14 protein-coding genes are annotated in these 14,150 nt (G+C 71.1%); 9 read left to right on the top strand and 5 right to left on the bottom strand.

Annotation, left to right across the window (positions count from 1 at the left end):
• Positions 1 to 168 precede the first annotated feature (168 nt).
• Positions 169 to 2,358: a transglycosylase domain-containing protein gene (locus tag ACWEVS_RS07855; RefSeq protein WP_449915439.1), complete on the bottom strand. Its 2,190-nt coding sequence runs from the start codon at positions 2,356 to 2,358 to the stop codon at positions 169 to 171.
• A 281-nt stretch (positions 2,359 to 2,639) separates the two neighbouring features.
• Between ACWEVS_RS07855 and ACWEVS_RS07850 the strand changes: the two genes are divergently transcribed.
• Positions 2,640 to 2,936, top strand: a complete 297-nt coding sequence (locus tag ACWEVS_RS07850) for a WhiB family transcriptional regulator (protein WP_148036282.1) — start codon at positions 2,640 to 2,642, stop codon at positions 2,934 to 2,936.
• A 60-nt stretch (positions 2,937 to 2,996) separates the two neighbouring features.
• On the opposite strand, the gene ACWEVS_RS07845 is transcribed toward ACWEVS_RS07850, so the two are convergent.
• Together ACWEVS_RS07845 and ACWEVS_RS07840 are read right to left on the bottom strand one after the other, a co-directional pair.
• Positions 2,997 to 4,151 (bottom strand): ArsA family ATPase, encoded by a 1,155-nt coding sequence (locus ACWEVS_RS07845; protein ID WP_449915437.1) that lies wholly within the window; start codon positions 4,149 to 4,151, stop codon positions 2,997 to 2,999.
• 43 nt (positions 4,152 to 4,194) lie between these two features.
• Positions 4,195 to 5,205, bottom strand: a complete 1,011-nt coding sequence (locus ACWEVS_RS07840; RefSeq protein ID WP_449915434.1) for an ArsA-related P-loop ATPase — start codon at positions 5,203 to 5,205, stop codon at positions 4,195 to 4,197.
• 118 nt (positions 5,206 to 5,323) lie between these two features.
• On the opposite strand from ACWEVS_RS07840, the gene ACWEVS_RS07835 reads away from it, so the two are divergent.
• The 4 genes from ACWEVS_RS07835 to ACWEVS_RS07820 are packed head-to-tail and all read left to right on the top strand — an operon-like array spanning position 5,324 to position 7,563.
• Complete coding sequence (locus ACWEVS_RS07835; protein WP_354907925.1) at positions 5,324 to 5,479, top strand: hypothetical protein; 156 nt, start codon at positions 5,324 to 5,326, stop codon at positions 5,477 to 5,479.
• Positions 5,476 to 5,931 carry a RidA family protein gene (locus tag ACWEVS_RS07830; RefSeq protein WP_449915431.1) on the top strand — a complete coding sequence of 152 codons (456 nt, stop codon included), beginning with the start codon at positions 5,476 to 5,478 and terminating at the stop codon, positions 5,929 to 5,931. The genes ACWEVS_RS07835 and ACWEVS_RS07830 overlap by 4 nt, the downstream gene beginning before the upstream one ends.
• A gap of 43 nt (positions 5,932 to 5,974) precedes the next feature.
• Positions 5,975 to 6,778, top strand: coding sequence for an NUDIX hydrolase (locus tag ACWEVS_RS07825; RefSeq protein ID WP_354907922.1), 804 nt, complete (start codon positions 5,975 to 5,977; stop codon positions 6,776 to 6,778).
• Positions 6,775 to 7,563 carry an MBL fold metallo-hydrolase gene (locus tag ACWEVS_RS07820; protein WP_449915425.1) on the top strand — a complete coding sequence of 263 codons (789 nt, stop codon included), beginning with the start codon at positions 6,775 to 6,777 and terminating at the stop codon, positions 7,561 to 7,563. Before ACWEVS_RS07825 ends, ACWEVS_RS07820 begins: the two co-directional genes overlap by 4 nt.
• A 17-nt stretch (positions 7,564 to 7,580) precedes the next feature.
• On the opposite strand, the gene ACWEVS_RS07815 is transcribed toward ACWEVS_RS07820, so the two are convergent.
• Entirely contained in the window at positions 7,581 to 8,261 is a 681-nt protein-coding gene (locus ACWEVS_RS07815) for a Crp/Fnr family transcriptional regulator (protein WP_354907920.1), read from the bottom strand.
• Between the two features lie 192 nt (positions 8,262 to 8,453).
• Here ACWEVS_RS07815 and nth point away from each other — a divergent pair, with 192 nt between their 5' ends.
• Both nth and ACWEVS_RS07805 read left to right on the top strand, forming a co-directional pair.
• Positions 8,454 to 9,173, top strand: a complete 720-nt coding sequence (gene nth, locus ACWEVS_RS07810) for an endonuclease III (protein ID WP_449915422.1) — start codon at positions 8,454 to 8,456, stop codon at positions 9,171 to 9,173.
• Between the two features lie 152 nt (positions 9,174 to 9,325).
• Complete coding sequence (locus ACWEVS_RS07805) at positions 9,326 to 9,973, top strand: NUDIX hydrolase (RefSeq protein ID WP_452550470.1); 648 nt, start codon at positions 9,326 to 9,328, stop codon at positions 9,971 to 9,973.
• Here ACWEVS_RS07805 and ACWEVS_RS07800 read toward each other — a convergent pair.
• On the bottom strand, positions 9,935 to 10,447 hold the full coding sequence (locus ACWEVS_RS07800; RefSeq protein ID WP_452550468.1) for a HEAT repeat domain-containing protein: 513 nt from the start codon (positions 10,445 to 10,447) through the stop codon (positions 9,935 to 9,937). The genes ACWEVS_RS07805 and ACWEVS_RS07800 overlap by 39 nt on opposite strands.
• Positions 10,448 to 10,529: 82 nt before the next feature.
• On the opposite strand from ACWEVS_RS07800, the gene ACWEVS_RS07795 reads away from it, so the two are divergent.
• Both ACWEVS_RS07795 and ACWEVS_RS07790 read left to right on the top strand, forming a co-directional pair.
• Positions 10,530 to 11,723 (top strand): MarP family serine protease, encoded by a 1,194-nt coding sequence (locus tag ACWEVS_RS07795; RefSeq protein ID WP_354907915.1) that lies wholly within the window; start codon positions 10,530 to 10,532, stop codon positions 11,721 to 11,723.
• Positions 11,723 to 14,134, top strand: coding sequence for a helicase-associated domain-containing protein (locus ACWEVS_RS07790; RefSeq protein ID WP_452550467.1), 2,412 nt, complete (start codon positions 11,723 to 11,725; stop codon positions 14,132 to 14,134). The genes ACWEVS_RS07795 and ACWEVS_RS07790 overlap by 1 nt, the downstream gene beginning before the upstream one ends.
• Positions 14,135 to 14,150: the final 16 nt, after the last annotated feature.

The following is a 14,150-nucleotide window of genomic DNA, read 5'->3' as shown; positions in this document are numbered from 1 at the left end:
AAGCCGGCGCCTCCAGGACAAGCAGACGGAGCCCCAGGACAAGCAGACGGAGCCCTAGGAACAGGGCGACCCTGGAAAGCAGCCAGACGGCGCCCCCGGGAACGCGTAGATAGCGCCCCCGGGAACGGGTGACGCCGGAGGCGGTCTGGCCTCCGGCGTCGGGGTGGGTCAGTCTTCGGGCGTGATCGTTCCGCCGTTGTCGTCGTTGTCCCAGATGTCCAGCGGGTTCTCGTCGTCGGGCGGGCCGAACGGGTTGCCGCGGTCCCTGTCGCGGTCCTTGTCCTTCTTCGGCGGCTTGGGCGCGCAGCTCTTGGTGCATCCGCCGAACTTGTCGGCGTCGTAGCGCGTGAAGGAGACGGGCTCGACGCCGCGGAGCGACTTGAGCATGGAGTCCTTCCAGATCCGCCCGGAGATGGTGGCGCCGTAGACGTAGCTGTAGAAGCGTCCGCCGATGGTGACGTTGGTCAGGTCGTGGTCGAAGGCGCCGCGCGGGTCGCCGAGGCTGACGGCGGAGGCCAGGTTCGGGGTGTAGCCGGCGAACCAGGCGGCGGTGTAGCCGTCGGTGGTGCCGGTCTTGCCGGCCGCGTCCCTGCCGATGCCGCCGACCTCGGTCATGGTGCCCCGGGTGAAGACGTCGGACATGACCTCGTTGACCGCGTCGGCGACATCCTCGTCCATGACCTGCTTGCACTTGGGCTTGGCCGTGGTGATCTTGCCGTTGCGGTCGCGGATCTCGGTGATGGCCATCGGGCTGCAGTACTGGCCGCGGCCCGCGAAGACGGCGAAGGCGTTGGCGACGGTCACCGGGTCCATCTCGTTGACGCCGAGCGTGAAGGTGGGGACCTGCTGGAGCTTGCCGCCGTCGGAGCGCTTGATGCCGAGCTTCTCGGCCATCTTGACGACCTTGCAGAGGCCGACCTGCTCCTCGAGCTTCATGAAGAAGGTGTTGACCGAGCCGAGCGTGCCGGTCCTGAGGGTCTTGAAGCCGCCGCCGCCCTCGCTGGAGTTGAAGACCTGGTGCGTCGAGCCGACCCTGAGGCCCTTGCAGTCGCGGAACGGGGTGTTGTCGACGGCGGGGACGTCGTAGGTCTTGCCGGTGGAGTTGCCGTCGTCGAGCTTCCAGCCGTTCTCGATGGCGGCCGCCAGCGTGAAGGCCTTCGCGGTCGAGCCCTGCTGGAACCCGACGCCGCCGCCGTGCTTGCTGTCGGCGGCCAGGTTGATCAGGGTCTCGTTCTTCTTCCTGTTGTCGCCGAACTTGCGGCTGGCGGCCATGGCCCGGATCTCGCCGGTGCCGGGGACGACCATGGCCTGCGCGGCGGCGGGCTTGTCCTTGGCGAAGACGTACTTCTTGATCGCGGTTTCCGAGGCCTGCTGCATCTTCGGGTCGAGCGTGGTCTTGATGCGCAGGCCGCCCTGCTGGAGCCGCTTCTCGCGCTCCTCGGGGGTGGCGCCGAAGTCGGGGTTGGTGAGGATCTCGTTCTTGACGTAGAGGCAGAAGTACGGGTACTTGCTCTCCTCGCAGCCGCCCGGGATCTTCGTGCCCTTGAAGCCCAGCTTCTCCTTCTTGGCCGCCTCGGCCTCGGCGGGGGTGATCTTGCCGTACTTGGCCATCGTGTCGAGGACGAGGTTGCGGCGCTTGAACAGGTTGTCCCTGGCGGTCTTGCCGAGCGTCGGGTCGGTGCGGACCGGGTTCTGGACGGCTCCGGCCAGCGTCGCCGCCTCCGACAGGTCGAGCTCGGAGGCCGGCTTGCCGAAGAAGCGCTTGGCCGCGGCCTGGATGCCGTAGGCGCTGGCGCCGAAGTAGGAGATGTTGAGGTACTTCTCGAGGATCTGGTCCTTGGTGTACTTCTCCTCGATGGCCATGGCGTAGCGCAGCTCGTTGAGCTTGCGGTTCAGGGTCGGCGCGATGGCCGCCATGGCTTCTTTCTTCGTCTTGGCCTTGTTGAACTGCACCAGCTTGACGTACTGCTGGGTGATCGAGGAGCCACCCTGGACCACGCCGCCGCCCGTGACGTTCTTGGCCAGGGCGCGGGCGGTGCCCTCCAGGTCGATGGCGCCGTGCTCGCGGAAGCGGACGTCCTCGATCGAGATGATCGCGTCCAGCATGACGGGCGCGATCTGGTTGATCTTCACCGACTCGCGGTTCTGGTAGTAGAACTGCGCGATCTGCTTGCCGGTGGAGTCGTAGATCTCGGTGCGCTCAGGGAGCGGCGGCTCGTCCAGGTTCTCCGGCCGCAGCGCCAGCGTCTCGGTGGTCGACTTGGCGGTCAGGCCGACCCCGCCCACCGCGGGCAGGGCTATGGCGGCGGTCAGCACCCCCGCGGCCGTGCCGGCGGCCAGCAGCCGCACGACGTTCACGATGGGGTTCGACTGGTCTTTGCCCTGAGCTTGCACAGACCCAAGACTACGTCGAAAGCGCTGCCTAATCGGTAACCGGAGGCCATTTCGCCTTGACTGAGCGAGGTGACTAGTCATTCCCGGTCAAGGTACTGGCGAGAAATTGGTCCTGCCGGGGTCTGTCGGCCCGAAGGCATGGTTGCGTACGTTCTCCTCTGCGGCAACTGAATACGGAGGCTCGGCGCCCGCGCCCGTCGGCCCCAAACGACGACTCAACCACCGAAGGGGAGTGGGGTCGAAACATGTGGATCACGGATTGGACCTCCCGTGCCGCCTGTCGGGGTGCGGACCCGGACGCGCTGTTCGTCCAGGGTGCCGCTCAGAACAGGGCGAAGCTGATCTGCCGAGGATGCCCGGTCCGTACCGAGTGCCTCGCCGATGCGCTCGACAACCGCATCGAGTTCGGGGTGTGGGGCGGTATGACGGAACGGGAACGGCGAGCGCTGCTCCGGCGGCGGCCTGACGTGGACTCCTGGCGCGAGCTGCTGGAGTCCGCGAAGGAGGAGTACGAGCGGACGAACGAGCTGATCGCCGGCTGACGTCATGACAGTACGGCCGGCGGGATTCCCGCCGGCCGTACTGTCATGCTCGGGGCCGGTTCAGGCGCTGTGCCGGACGGTCGCTTCCGTTCCGGTGGCCAGCAGCCGCCCGATCTCGTGCAGTCCGGTCAGGTCGTGGACGTCCTCCGACATGGCCGCGACCTGGACGACCGGCACGGTGGGGTGGGCCGACAGGAAGTGCTCGCGCTCGCGGTGCTCGCGGGCGGCGAGCTGCATCCGCCCGGCGTGCAGGCGGAGCACGGCGGCGGTCAGCTCGTGCTCGCCCCTCGACTCCAGTTCCTCTGCGGCGGCCGCGCTGCGGGTGGCCGACAGCGCCACCGCGGGCGACTCGTGCACCCGATTGATCACCAGGCCGGCCAGCGGCATGCGCTCCTCGGCGAGCCGTTCGACGAAGTAGGAGGCTTCGCGCATCGCGTCGCGCTCGGGGGAGGCGACGACCACGAACGCGGTGCCCGGCGCCTGCAGCAGCTTGTAGGTCATCTCGGCGCGCTGCCTGAACCCGCCGAAGACCGCGTCGAGCGCCGACACGAAGGTCTGCAGATCCTTGATCACCTGCGCGCCGAGGAGCTTGGTCATCGCTCCGGCGACCAGCCCGAACCCGGCATTGAACAGCTTGAACGCGCTGCGCCCCCCGGCCTTGGCCGGTGCCATCAGCAGCCTGATGAACCGGCCGTCGAGGAAGCGGCCGAGCCGTTCGGGCGCGTCGAGGAAGTCGAGCGCGGAGCGCGAGGGCGGGGTGTCGACGATGATCAGGTCCCACTCGTCGGAGCGGCGCAGCTGGCCCAGCTTCTCCATCGCCATGTACTCCTGGGTGCCGGCGAAGCTGGAGCTGAGCGACTGGTAGAAGGGGTTCGTCAGGATCTGGCGGGCCCGCTCGGGGTCGGCGTGTGCCTCGATGATCTCGTCGAAGGTCCGCTTCATGTCGAGCATCATGGCGAACAGCTGTCCCTCGCCCGCCGTGTGGACCAGGCGCGGGGTGTTGTCCAGCTCGGTCAGGCCCATCGACTGCGCCAGCCTGCGGGCCGGGTCGACGGTCAGCACGACCGACCTGCGCCCGCGCTCGGCGGCCCGCAGCCCCAGCGCCGCGGCGGTCGTGGTCTTGCCCACGCCGCCGGAGCCGCAGCAGACGACGATGCGGGTGCCGCGATCGTCGAGGATCGCGTCGACGTCGAGAACGGGGGGAGTACGGGTCACGGTGCCTCCTTCGCCGGCGTCACGACCGTGTCGCGCCGCTCGGTCACGCGGCGCCCTCGGCGCAGATGGTCTCGGCCAGCTCGTACAGCCCCGCCAGGTCGACGCCGTCGGCCAGCAGCGGCAGCTCGTAGCACGGCACGGTGGCCTTCCGGAGCGTGGCGCGCTCGGTCTTCTCCAGTTCGGTACGGCGGGCGTGCTCGACGACCTCCGCGGCCAGCGCCTCGGCCACCGCCGTCGCGTCGCTCGCCCCATCGGCCAGACCGGCCGCCTTGAGCCCCAGAGCGATCTCCGCCGCGTCGAATCGTCCCTTGACAGCCGAGTCAAGAACGGCCTCGGGAAGCTGTGATTCACGCACCATGTTGATGAAGATTCCACCCACGGGAAGACCGGCCGAACGCAATTCGGCAATGCCGTCGAGCGTTTCCTGGACCGGCATCTCCTCCAGGAGCGTCACGAAGTGGACGGCCGTCTCGGCGGATTTCACCACACCGCTCACGAGCTCCGAATGGTTCTTGATCGGACCGACCCTGGCCAGATCCGCCACCTCCTCGGTCACGTTGAGGAAGCGGCCGATGCGGCCCGTGGGCGGCGCGTCGAGCACCACGGCGTCGTAGACGCGCCTGCCGTTCTTGCCGCGCCGCCGTACGGCCTCGGTGGTCTTGCCGGTCACCAGCACGTCGCGGAAGCCGGGAGCCACGGTGGTGGCGAAGTCGACGATGCCCATCTTGGTCAGCGCGCGGCCGGCGCGGCGCATGCCGTAGAACATCTCGAGGTAGTCGAGCATGGCCTCTTCGGGGTCGATGGCCAGCGCGTGGACGTCGCCGCCGCCGGGGGCGACGGCGATCCTGCGCTCCTCGTACGGCAGCGGCGGCAGGTCGAAGATCTGCGCGATGCCCTGCCTGCCCTCGACCTCGACGAGGAGGACCTTGCGACCGCCTGAGGCGAGGGCCAGAGCGAGCGAGGCGGCCACAGTCGTCTTGCCGGTGCCGCCCTTACCGGTCACGACGTGGAGTCGCACGCCGTCCCAATCGGTGTCCCTAGCGGTAGCAGTCACACTTGTCAGGCTACCGAACGGTTACTTGCCGTCCGCCTTTGAGATTTCTCACACTGGGCCGCGCTCGCGGGCCACCGCGCGGCGGTCCGGAGGGGGGCTGTTCACTACGCTGGCCCTCATGAAGAAATGGGAGTATCTCACCGCTCCGGTGCTGATCCACAACACCAAGATGATCCTCGACAACTTCGGCGCGGACGGCTGGGAGCTCGTCCAGATCGTGCCGGGTCCCGACGGTCAGGGCCTGGTGGCCTACTTCAAGAGGGAGAAGGCATGAACCCCGAGGAGAAGCTGGCCGAGCTCGGCCTGACCCTGCCCGAGGTCGTCGCCCCGCTGGCGGCGTACGTGCCGGCCGTGCGCTCGGGCGACCACGTCTACACCTCGGGTCAGCTCCCGATCGTCGACGGCAAGCTGGTGACGACCGGCAAGGTCGGCGCCGAGGTGACCGTCGACGAGGGGCGGGACCTGGCGAGGATCTGCGCGCTCAACGCCCTGGCGGCCCTCAAGTCGCAGGTCGGCGACCTGTCCGCGATCAAGCGGATCGTCAAGGTGGTCGTGTTCGTCGCCAGCGCGCCGGACTTCACCGCTCAGCCGCAGGTCGGCAACGGTGCCAGCGAGCTGCTCAGGGACGTCCTCGGTGACGCGGGCGTGCACGCCCGCAGCGCGGTCGGCGTCGCGGTCCTGCCGCTGGACGCCCCGGTCGAGGTCGAGCTGATAGCGGAAGTGTAGAAGAAGGTCCATCATGACCGAGTGATGTTCTAGAGGAGGTCATGTGGACAACGGGATCCCGCTCCCCGGCGAGTTCGGGGAGCGCGCACGAGACATCCTGGCAGGACGTGTCCAGCCGGTCCCCGCGCGGGACGCCGCCACGGTGGTGCTCCTGCGCGAGGGGCCGCAGGTCTACCTCCTCAGGCGCAAGGCGACGATGGCCTTCGCCGCGGGTGCCTACGTCTTCCCCGGCGGCTCGGTCGATCCGCGCGACACCGACCACTCCGTCGCGTGGGCGGGGCCGTCGCCCGCGGAGTGGGGCGAGGTGTTCGACGCCGAGGAGAAGACCGCCAGGGGCCTGGTGTGCGCCGCCGTACGGGAGACGTTCGAGGAGTCGGGCGTGCTGCTGGCCGGGCCCGGCCCCGACACCGTCGTGGCCGACACCACCGGTGACGACTGGGAGGCCGACCGGCTCGCGCTGATCGACAGGAGCCTGGCCTTCGCCGACTTCCTCGACCGGCGAGGCCTGGTGCTCCGCTCCGACCTGCTCAAGCCGTGGGCGCACTGGATCACGCCCGAGGTGGAGCACAAGAGGTTCGACACCCGCTTCTTCGTCGCCGTGCTGCCCGAGGGGCAGCGCACCCGCGACGTGGGCGGGGAGGCGGACAAGGTCGTCTGGCAGCCGCCCGCCGAGGCGATCGAGCTGGCGCACAAGGGGGAGATCTTTCTCATGCCGCCCACCTACCGGACGCTCGCCGAGCTGGCGGGCCATCCGGACCTCGACGCGATCCTTGCCGCCGAGCGGAAGATCGTCACCATCATGCCGAGAGCCGTCGAGCGCGACGGCCGGATATGGCTGATGACATGAGCGGCCTCCACGTCCCGCTGGCGGGCCCGGACGGCACGCGCACCGACCACGCCGAGAACATCCTGGCCCCCAACCCTTCCGAGATGACGCTCGAGGGGACCAACACCTGGGTGATCGGCACGACCGAGGTGGTCGTCGTCGACCCGGGCCCGGAGGACGAGCCGCACCTGCGCAGGGTGGCCGAGCACGTGGGCGACCGCAGGGTCGCCGCGATCCTGCTCACCCACGGCCACCACGACCACAGCGGCGGGGCCAGGCGCTTCGCCGAGCTGGTCGGCGCGCCCGTGCGGGCGCTCGACCCGCGGCACACCCTGGGCGACGAGGGGCTGTCCGACGGCGACGTGGTCGAGGCCGGCGGCCTGGAGCTGAGGGTGTACGGCACGCCCGGCCACTCCTTCGACTCCCTGTGCTTCTGGCTGCCCGCCGACCGGGCCATGCTGACCGGCGACACCGTCCTGGGCAGGGGCACCACGATCATCGCGCACGACGGGAACCTGGCCGACTACCTGCGCTCGCTCGACCTGCTGCGCGCCACGGCCGAGGAGCTGGAGGCGGAGACGCTGCTGCCGGGCCACGGGCCCGCGCTGGGCGATCCCGTCTTCGCGCTCGACGCCTACATCGCCCACCGGCGGCAGCGCCTCGACCAGATCAGGGCGGCGCGCGCCGCGGGCGCCACCACGCCGCGCGAGATCGTGGAGGCGGTCTACACCGACGTCGACCGGTCGCTGTGGCAGGCGGCGGAGCAGTCGGTGCGCGCCCAGCTCGACTACCTGGACCGGTCGTAACCCTCGGAATTCCGGGACTACCGGGAACGGTTGTGCAGCCGCTCCATGTCGAGGATCACCACGGCCTTGGCCTCGATGCGCAGCCAGCCGCGCTGGGCGAAGTCGGCCAGCGCCTTGTTGACCGTCTCGCGCGAGGCGCCGACCAGCTGGGCCAGCTCCTCCTGGGTGAGGTCGTGGTGGACGCGCAGGCCGTCGTCGGTCTTGGTGCCGAACCGTTCGGCCAGGTCGAGCAGCGCCTTGGCGACCCGGCCGGGCACGTCGGTGAAGACCAGGTCGGCCAGCACGTCGTTGGTGCGGCGCAGCCGCTGGGCCAGCGCGCGCAGCAGGTGGAGGGCGACCTCGGGCCGGCCGGTGAGCCAGGGCCGCAGGTCGTCGTGGCCGAGACCGGCCAGCCGTACGTCGGTCAGCGCGGAGGCGGTGGCCGTACGCGGCCGGGGGTCGAACAGGGACAGCTCGCCGAACATCTCGCTCGGCCCGAGCACGCTCAGCAGGTTCTCGCGGCCGTCGGGGGCGGTGCGCGACAGCTTGATCTTGCCCTCGAGAACGACGTAGAGCCGGTCACCCGTCTCGTTCTCGCTGAACAGGGTCTGCCCCTTGGACAGCTGAACCTCGGTGATGCTCGTGCGCAGCGCCGCGGCGCTCTCACGGTCGAGCGCGGCGAACAGGGGGGCCTTGCCCAGCACGTCTTCGGTGTTCACTCTGCCTCCTCAGCAGTCATTGTGACGTACCCCACTGCAGAGGTCAGAGGTGACCCATGGGTAATGGCTTGAGGGGATGCCACCTGCTGGTCGCCACGACGTTCCCACCACGGAGTTTACGGACTGATCCCCCCAAAGCGTTACTCAACGGATTGTTTCCCGGGACGAACGCGCTGGCCATACCCTTGCGGAATGGCGACGAACCGTAAGCGGGGGTCGGAGACCCGGCTGGGTCTCGTACGGCGGGCTCGGAAGATGAACAGGATCCTGGCCGAGACCTACCCTGACGCTCACTGCGAGCTCGACTTCACCAACCCGCTCGAGCTGCTCGTGGCCACGATCCTGTCGGCCCAGTGCACCGACAAGCGCGTCAACATGGTCACCCCCACCCTGTTCGCGAAATATCCCACCGTCGAGGACTACGCTGCGGCGGACCGGGCCGAGATGGAAGAGATCATCAAGTCCACCGGGTTCTTCAGGGCGAAGACCAACAGCATCATCGGGATGGCCCAGGCGGTGTGCGCCGACCACGGCGGCGTGGTGCCCAACCGGCTCGCCGACCTGGTCAAGCTGCCCGGAGTGGGCCGCAAGACGGCGAACGTGGTGCTCGGCAACGCCTTCGGGGTGCCGGGGCTGACCGTCGACACGCACTTCCAGCGGCTGGTGCGGCGCTTCGGCTGGACCGAGGAGACCGACCCGGTGAAGATCGAGCACATCGTGGGAGAGCTGATCCCCAGGCGGGAGTGGACGGTCTTCTCCCACCGGGTGATCTGGCACGGGCGGCGGATCTGCCATGCGCGCAGGCCGGCGTGCGGCGTGTGCCCGCTGGCGGCGCTGTGCCCGTCGTTCGGTACCGGCCCCACGGACGCCGTCGAGGCCGCCAAGCTCGTCCGGCCGGGCCCGTTCTCGTAACCCCCGCCCGGTCCTCGGCCGGTCCCCGGCCGGTCACCCGCGGCCCCGGCGTGGTGCCGTTGCCCGATTCCGCCGGAGGAGTGCGCCGACTCCTGCCAAGGTGGCCCCACACACAGGGAAGCCCGCGACGGCGCGATGCGTTGGAGGTATGCGTGACCGACGTCCCCGACTGGCTGGACAGGCTGACCGCCCGAGCCGTCCACACCCCCGTACCGAACGGCCTGCACCCGCCCGCGCAAGGCGGCCGGCCCGCCGCCGTGCTGCTGCTGTTCGGTGAGGGCCCCAACGGCCCCGACCTGCTCCTCATCCAGCGCAGCTCCCATGGCCGCAGGCACGCGGGCCAGCCGGCCTTCCCCGGTGGCGGCGTCGACCCCGAGGACGACGGGCCCGTGGGCGCCGCGCTGCGGGAGGCGGCGGAGGAGACCGGCATCGATCCCGCGGGGGTGAAGGTGCTGTGCACGCTGCCCGAGCTGTTCGTCTGGCACAGCGACAACCGGGTCACGCCGGTGCTCGGCTGGTGGCACACCCCGTGCGCGGTCTACGCCGCGGCTCCCGACGAGGTGGAGTCCGTGGAGCGGGTGCCGCTCGCCGAGCTGGTCGACCCGGCCAACAGGATCACGCTGCGCACGCCGAGCGGCCACTCAGGCCCGGCCTTCAGGGTGCGGGGGATGCTGGTGTGGGGGTTCACCGCGATGGTCCTCGACGCGGTGCTGCGCGAGGGCGGCCTGGAACGGCCGTGGGACACGGGCCGGGTGGAGGACCTACCGCCCGATGTCCTCGATCTGGCCGCCCGTGGCTAGCGCGATCCCGAGCGTCGCCCAGTCGGCCACGTCGTCGTCGCCGTCGCGGGTGAGCCGGCGCAGCGCCGCCAGCCCTCCGGGATCGGGCGGCCGGCCGAGGACGTTCGGCAGGGCGTAGGCCGCGCCGTACCTGACCCTGGCGTCGGCGTGGGCGGCCAGCTCGATCACCGAAGGGAGCGAGCGCGGGTCGCCCAGGTGCCCGAAGGCGATCAGCACGGAGAAGAGCACCATGGGGTCGTCCTCGCTGGCGGCCAGGAAGCGCAGCACGGGCAGCGCCCGGTCCTTGAAGGCGGCCAGCTGGCCCATGATGTCGATGCCCAGCAGGCGTTCGGCGACGTCCTCGCCCGCGCACAGCCGGCGTGCCTCGGTGAAGGCCTCCAGATCCCCGCGCTCCTGCAGCGTGGAGATCACGTGCCAGCGCACCGGTCCGCCGGGATCGGTGTCGTCGAGAGCCGCCTCGATGAGATCGCGCATCATGGGCAGGCTATTGCCCCCGTACGGCGGGTCCTAGCGGAAGACGTTCACGCTTGACCGTATCGCTGGATACCTTTGAAGCGTGCGCGGTGATCTGCTCGACCTCATCCTGATCGGCCTCGTGATCGCCTTCGGCATCTCGGGTTACCGTCAGGGCTTCATCATCGGCGCGATGAGCTTCGTGGGGTTCGTCGGCGGGGCCGTGCTCGGCGTGTACATCGCGCCGCCCATCGCCAGGGCGGTGGTCGACGGCGAGACCGAGCAGGCGCTGCTCGCGATCGTGATCGTCTTCCTGGCCGCGACGATCGGCCAGTTCGCCTCCTCGACCGTCGGGGCGGTGGTGCGCAGCCACGTGACGTGGGAGCCGGCGCGGGTGGCCGACGCGGTCGGCGGCACGTTCGCCAGCGCGCTGTCGGTGCTGGTCATCGCCTGGCTCATCGGCTCGCTCGTCGTCTCCACCTCCTTCACCGTGCTCAGCACCCAGGTGAAGGACTCCCTGCTGCTCAGCACGGTCGACGAGGCCGTGCCCGACGCCGCGCGCAACTGGCAGCAGCCGTTCAAGGACTTCATCGACAGGTCGGAGTTCCCGCCCGTCTTCGACGCCATCGCCAACGGGCCGCTCGTCGAGGTGCCGCCGCCCGCGCCGCGCAGCCAGCTGCAGGGGCCCCGGCTGCAGAAGGCGCAGAAGGCGATCGTCAAGGTGCAGGGCACCGCGCCGAGCTGCAGCAAGCGCATCGAGGGCACCGGGTTCGTCTACGCCCCCGACCGCATCATGACCAACGCTCACGTGGTCGCCGGAGTCACCCGCGACCTCAGGATCACCGACCAGGCCGGACGGTCGCGCGACGCCGAGGTCGTCGTCTACAACCCCAAGCGTGACATCGCCATCCTCCACGTCCCGAACCTGGGCATCCAGCCGCTCGCCTTCGAGGGCACCGCGGAGAAGGGCGACAACGCGATCATCGCGGGCTTCCCGAAGGGGCAGGGGTTCACCGCCGAGTCGGCCCGCATCAGGATCAAGCAGCTGGCCAAGGGGCCGGACATCTACCGCGCCAACGAGGTCGAGCGCGAGGTCTACGCGATCCGCGGCAAGGTCCTGCCGGGCAACTCGGGCGGCCCGCTGCTGACCGTCGACGGCAAGGTGTTCGGGGTCATCTTCGCGGCCGCGACCAACCAGGCCGAGACCGGTTACGTGCTGACCGCGGGCGAGGTCAGGCCCGACGCCGTCAGGGGCGAGCACGACACGACGCCCGCCGACACGATGGACTGCGACTAGTGCCCAGGACACTGACCGCATGGCTGCACCGTCTCGACGGCCCGCGTCTGGAGCGGGTGCTCGCGGCTCGGACGGACGCCGCCTCCCCTCCCGAGCCACGGTCGCTGAGCGAACTGGCGGACCGCCTGCAGCGTCCTGGGTCGGTGGCGTTGGCGCTGCCGCGGCTCGCGCTGCCGCACCTTCAGGTGGCCGAGGCGCTGGCGGCGCTGGGGCCCGTGCCGCGCGAGGCCCTGGCGGACCTGCTGGACGCGACGGGCGGACCGGCCGCGCAGGGGCTGGACGCGGCGCTGGAGACGCTGGCCGATCACGCGATGGTCTGGCCGGACGCCGACGGGCTGCTGCGTATCGCGGCGCCGCTGCGGCAGGCGTGGGACGCCCCGTTGGGGCTGGACGCGCCGGTGGCGGACCTGCTGGCCGGAGCGACCTCGGAAGCGTTGCGCGGCATCCTGGTGGCGCTGGGCGTCAAACCTCCGGGCACCAAACCGCAGCGGCTGGCCGCCCTGGTGGAGCACCACAGCGACCCCGAACGGATCGCGGCTGTGCTCGCGCGGGCACCGGCGGCGACCAGGACACTGCTCGAGCGCCGGGCGAGCGCCGCGGCGCGACAGCCCGGGTTCATCGTGTTCGGTGCCGTTGAGGCCGACCCGGAGCCGGGCGCGCGATGGGCGCTGGAGCGGGGACTGCTGGTCCAGGACCGCCACCGGTACGGCCCCGTCCGCATGCCGGCCGAGGTGGCGCTGGCCGTGCGCGGTCCCGGCTGGCACGCTCCGTTCGTGCCCGCGCCGCCCGCCGTCGCGCTGGTGTCCGTCACCTCGCAGGAGGTGGATCGGGAGGCCACGGCCGCGGCCACGGCGTTCACCGCCCATGCCGCCTCCGTCCTGTCGGCGTGCGCGGCCTCGCCCGCGGCCAGGTTGAAGTCCGGCGGGGTCGGCGCGCGTGAGCTGGTCCGCCTCGGCAAGGCGGCGCGGTGCGACGAGGTCGTGGTGCGCGTCGTCATGGAGACGGCGCACGCGGCCGGGCTGCTGGTCTGGGACGGCGAGCACGTCGCGGCGACCGGCACCTACGACGCCTGGGCGGAGCAGGAGCCCGCGGACCGGCTCGCGGATCTTCTCCGAGCGTGGCGCGCGCTGCCGCTCACCCCCTCCCAGACCCGAGACGCGGACGGCAAGGCGCTGCCCGCGCTGGCCGGCTCGCCTCGCTGCGACGGCTGCGTGCAGGCCCGGCACGGGCTGTTGACCGCCGCGGCCCAGCTCCAGGCGGGCACGGCGGTGAAGAGCGCCGAGGACCTGGGGCCGTTGATCGCCTGGTACCGCCCGCTCGCCGACCAGCTGCCGCAGGACCGGACGGCGTTCGCCACCGTGATCCGCGAGGCGGAGCTGCTCGGCGTGCTCGCCCGCGGCGCCCTGTCGCCCATCGGCGCCGCCCTGCTGGCCGACGACGCCGAAGGGGTGACCGCCGCCTGCCGCGAGCTGCTGCCCGAGGCCACGGGGACGGCACGGATCGGTGCCGACCTCACCGCCGTCGCCACCGGCACACCCTCCGCGCGGCTCACCGCGCTGCTGGACTCCGTCGCCGACAGGGAGGCCGGCGGCACGGCGTCGGTATGGCGGTTCAGCGCGGCCACCGTCCGCCGGGCTCTCGACGCCGGCCGGACACCTGACGGCATCACCGCCGACCTGGCCGCCATAGCGGTCGGGCCGCTGCCGCAACCGCTGTCGTTCCTGATCGCCGACACCGCCCGCCGCCACGGCCGGATGCGCGTCGCCCCCGCCGCCTGCGTGATCCACGGCGAGGATCCCGCCCTCCTGGCCGAGCTCGCCGCCCACCGCAAGCTCGCCGAGCTCGGCCTGCGGCGGCTGGCGCCGACGGTGCTGGTCGGCCGGGCTCCGCTCGACACGACCCTCGCCGCGCTCAGGGCCGAGGGTTACGCCCCCGTCGCCGAGACCGCCGACGGCACCGTACGCGTCGAACAGGGCCCGCGCCACCGCGCCGCCGCCCCGGCCGCGGCGCGTCCGGGCAGCGGCGGCCGGGCCCGTCCCCGGAAGGCCGGGGCACGCACGGCGCGGAAGGAGGAGACCGTCGACCTCGCGACGCTGGCCGCCCGGCTGCTCACCGTACGGCCTGCCGCCCCGGAGGCCGGCGAGCCCGGAGGGGCTTCCTGCAGCGACACCGAGGAGATCATCGCCGGGTACGCGCGGCGGCTGTCCCACGCGGACGTGCGGCAGCTCGCCCACGCGGTGGACGGCGGCCAGGCGATCACCGTCGAGTACGTCGCCACCTCGGGCAGCCGCACGGTGCGCACGCTCAGCCGGCTCGATCTCGATCCGCCCTACCTGCACGCCTGGTGTCACCTGCGGAACGACGAGCGCGTCTTCACCCTCTCCCGCATTCTCGGCGTCATGCCCGCCTAGCGATCAGGCGCGCGAC

Source organism: Nonomuraea sp. NPDC003754, from assembly GCF_053605785.1.
The sequence above is the reverse complement of the archived record's forward strand: the minus strand, read 5'-3'. Positions and strand labels throughout refer to the sequence as shown.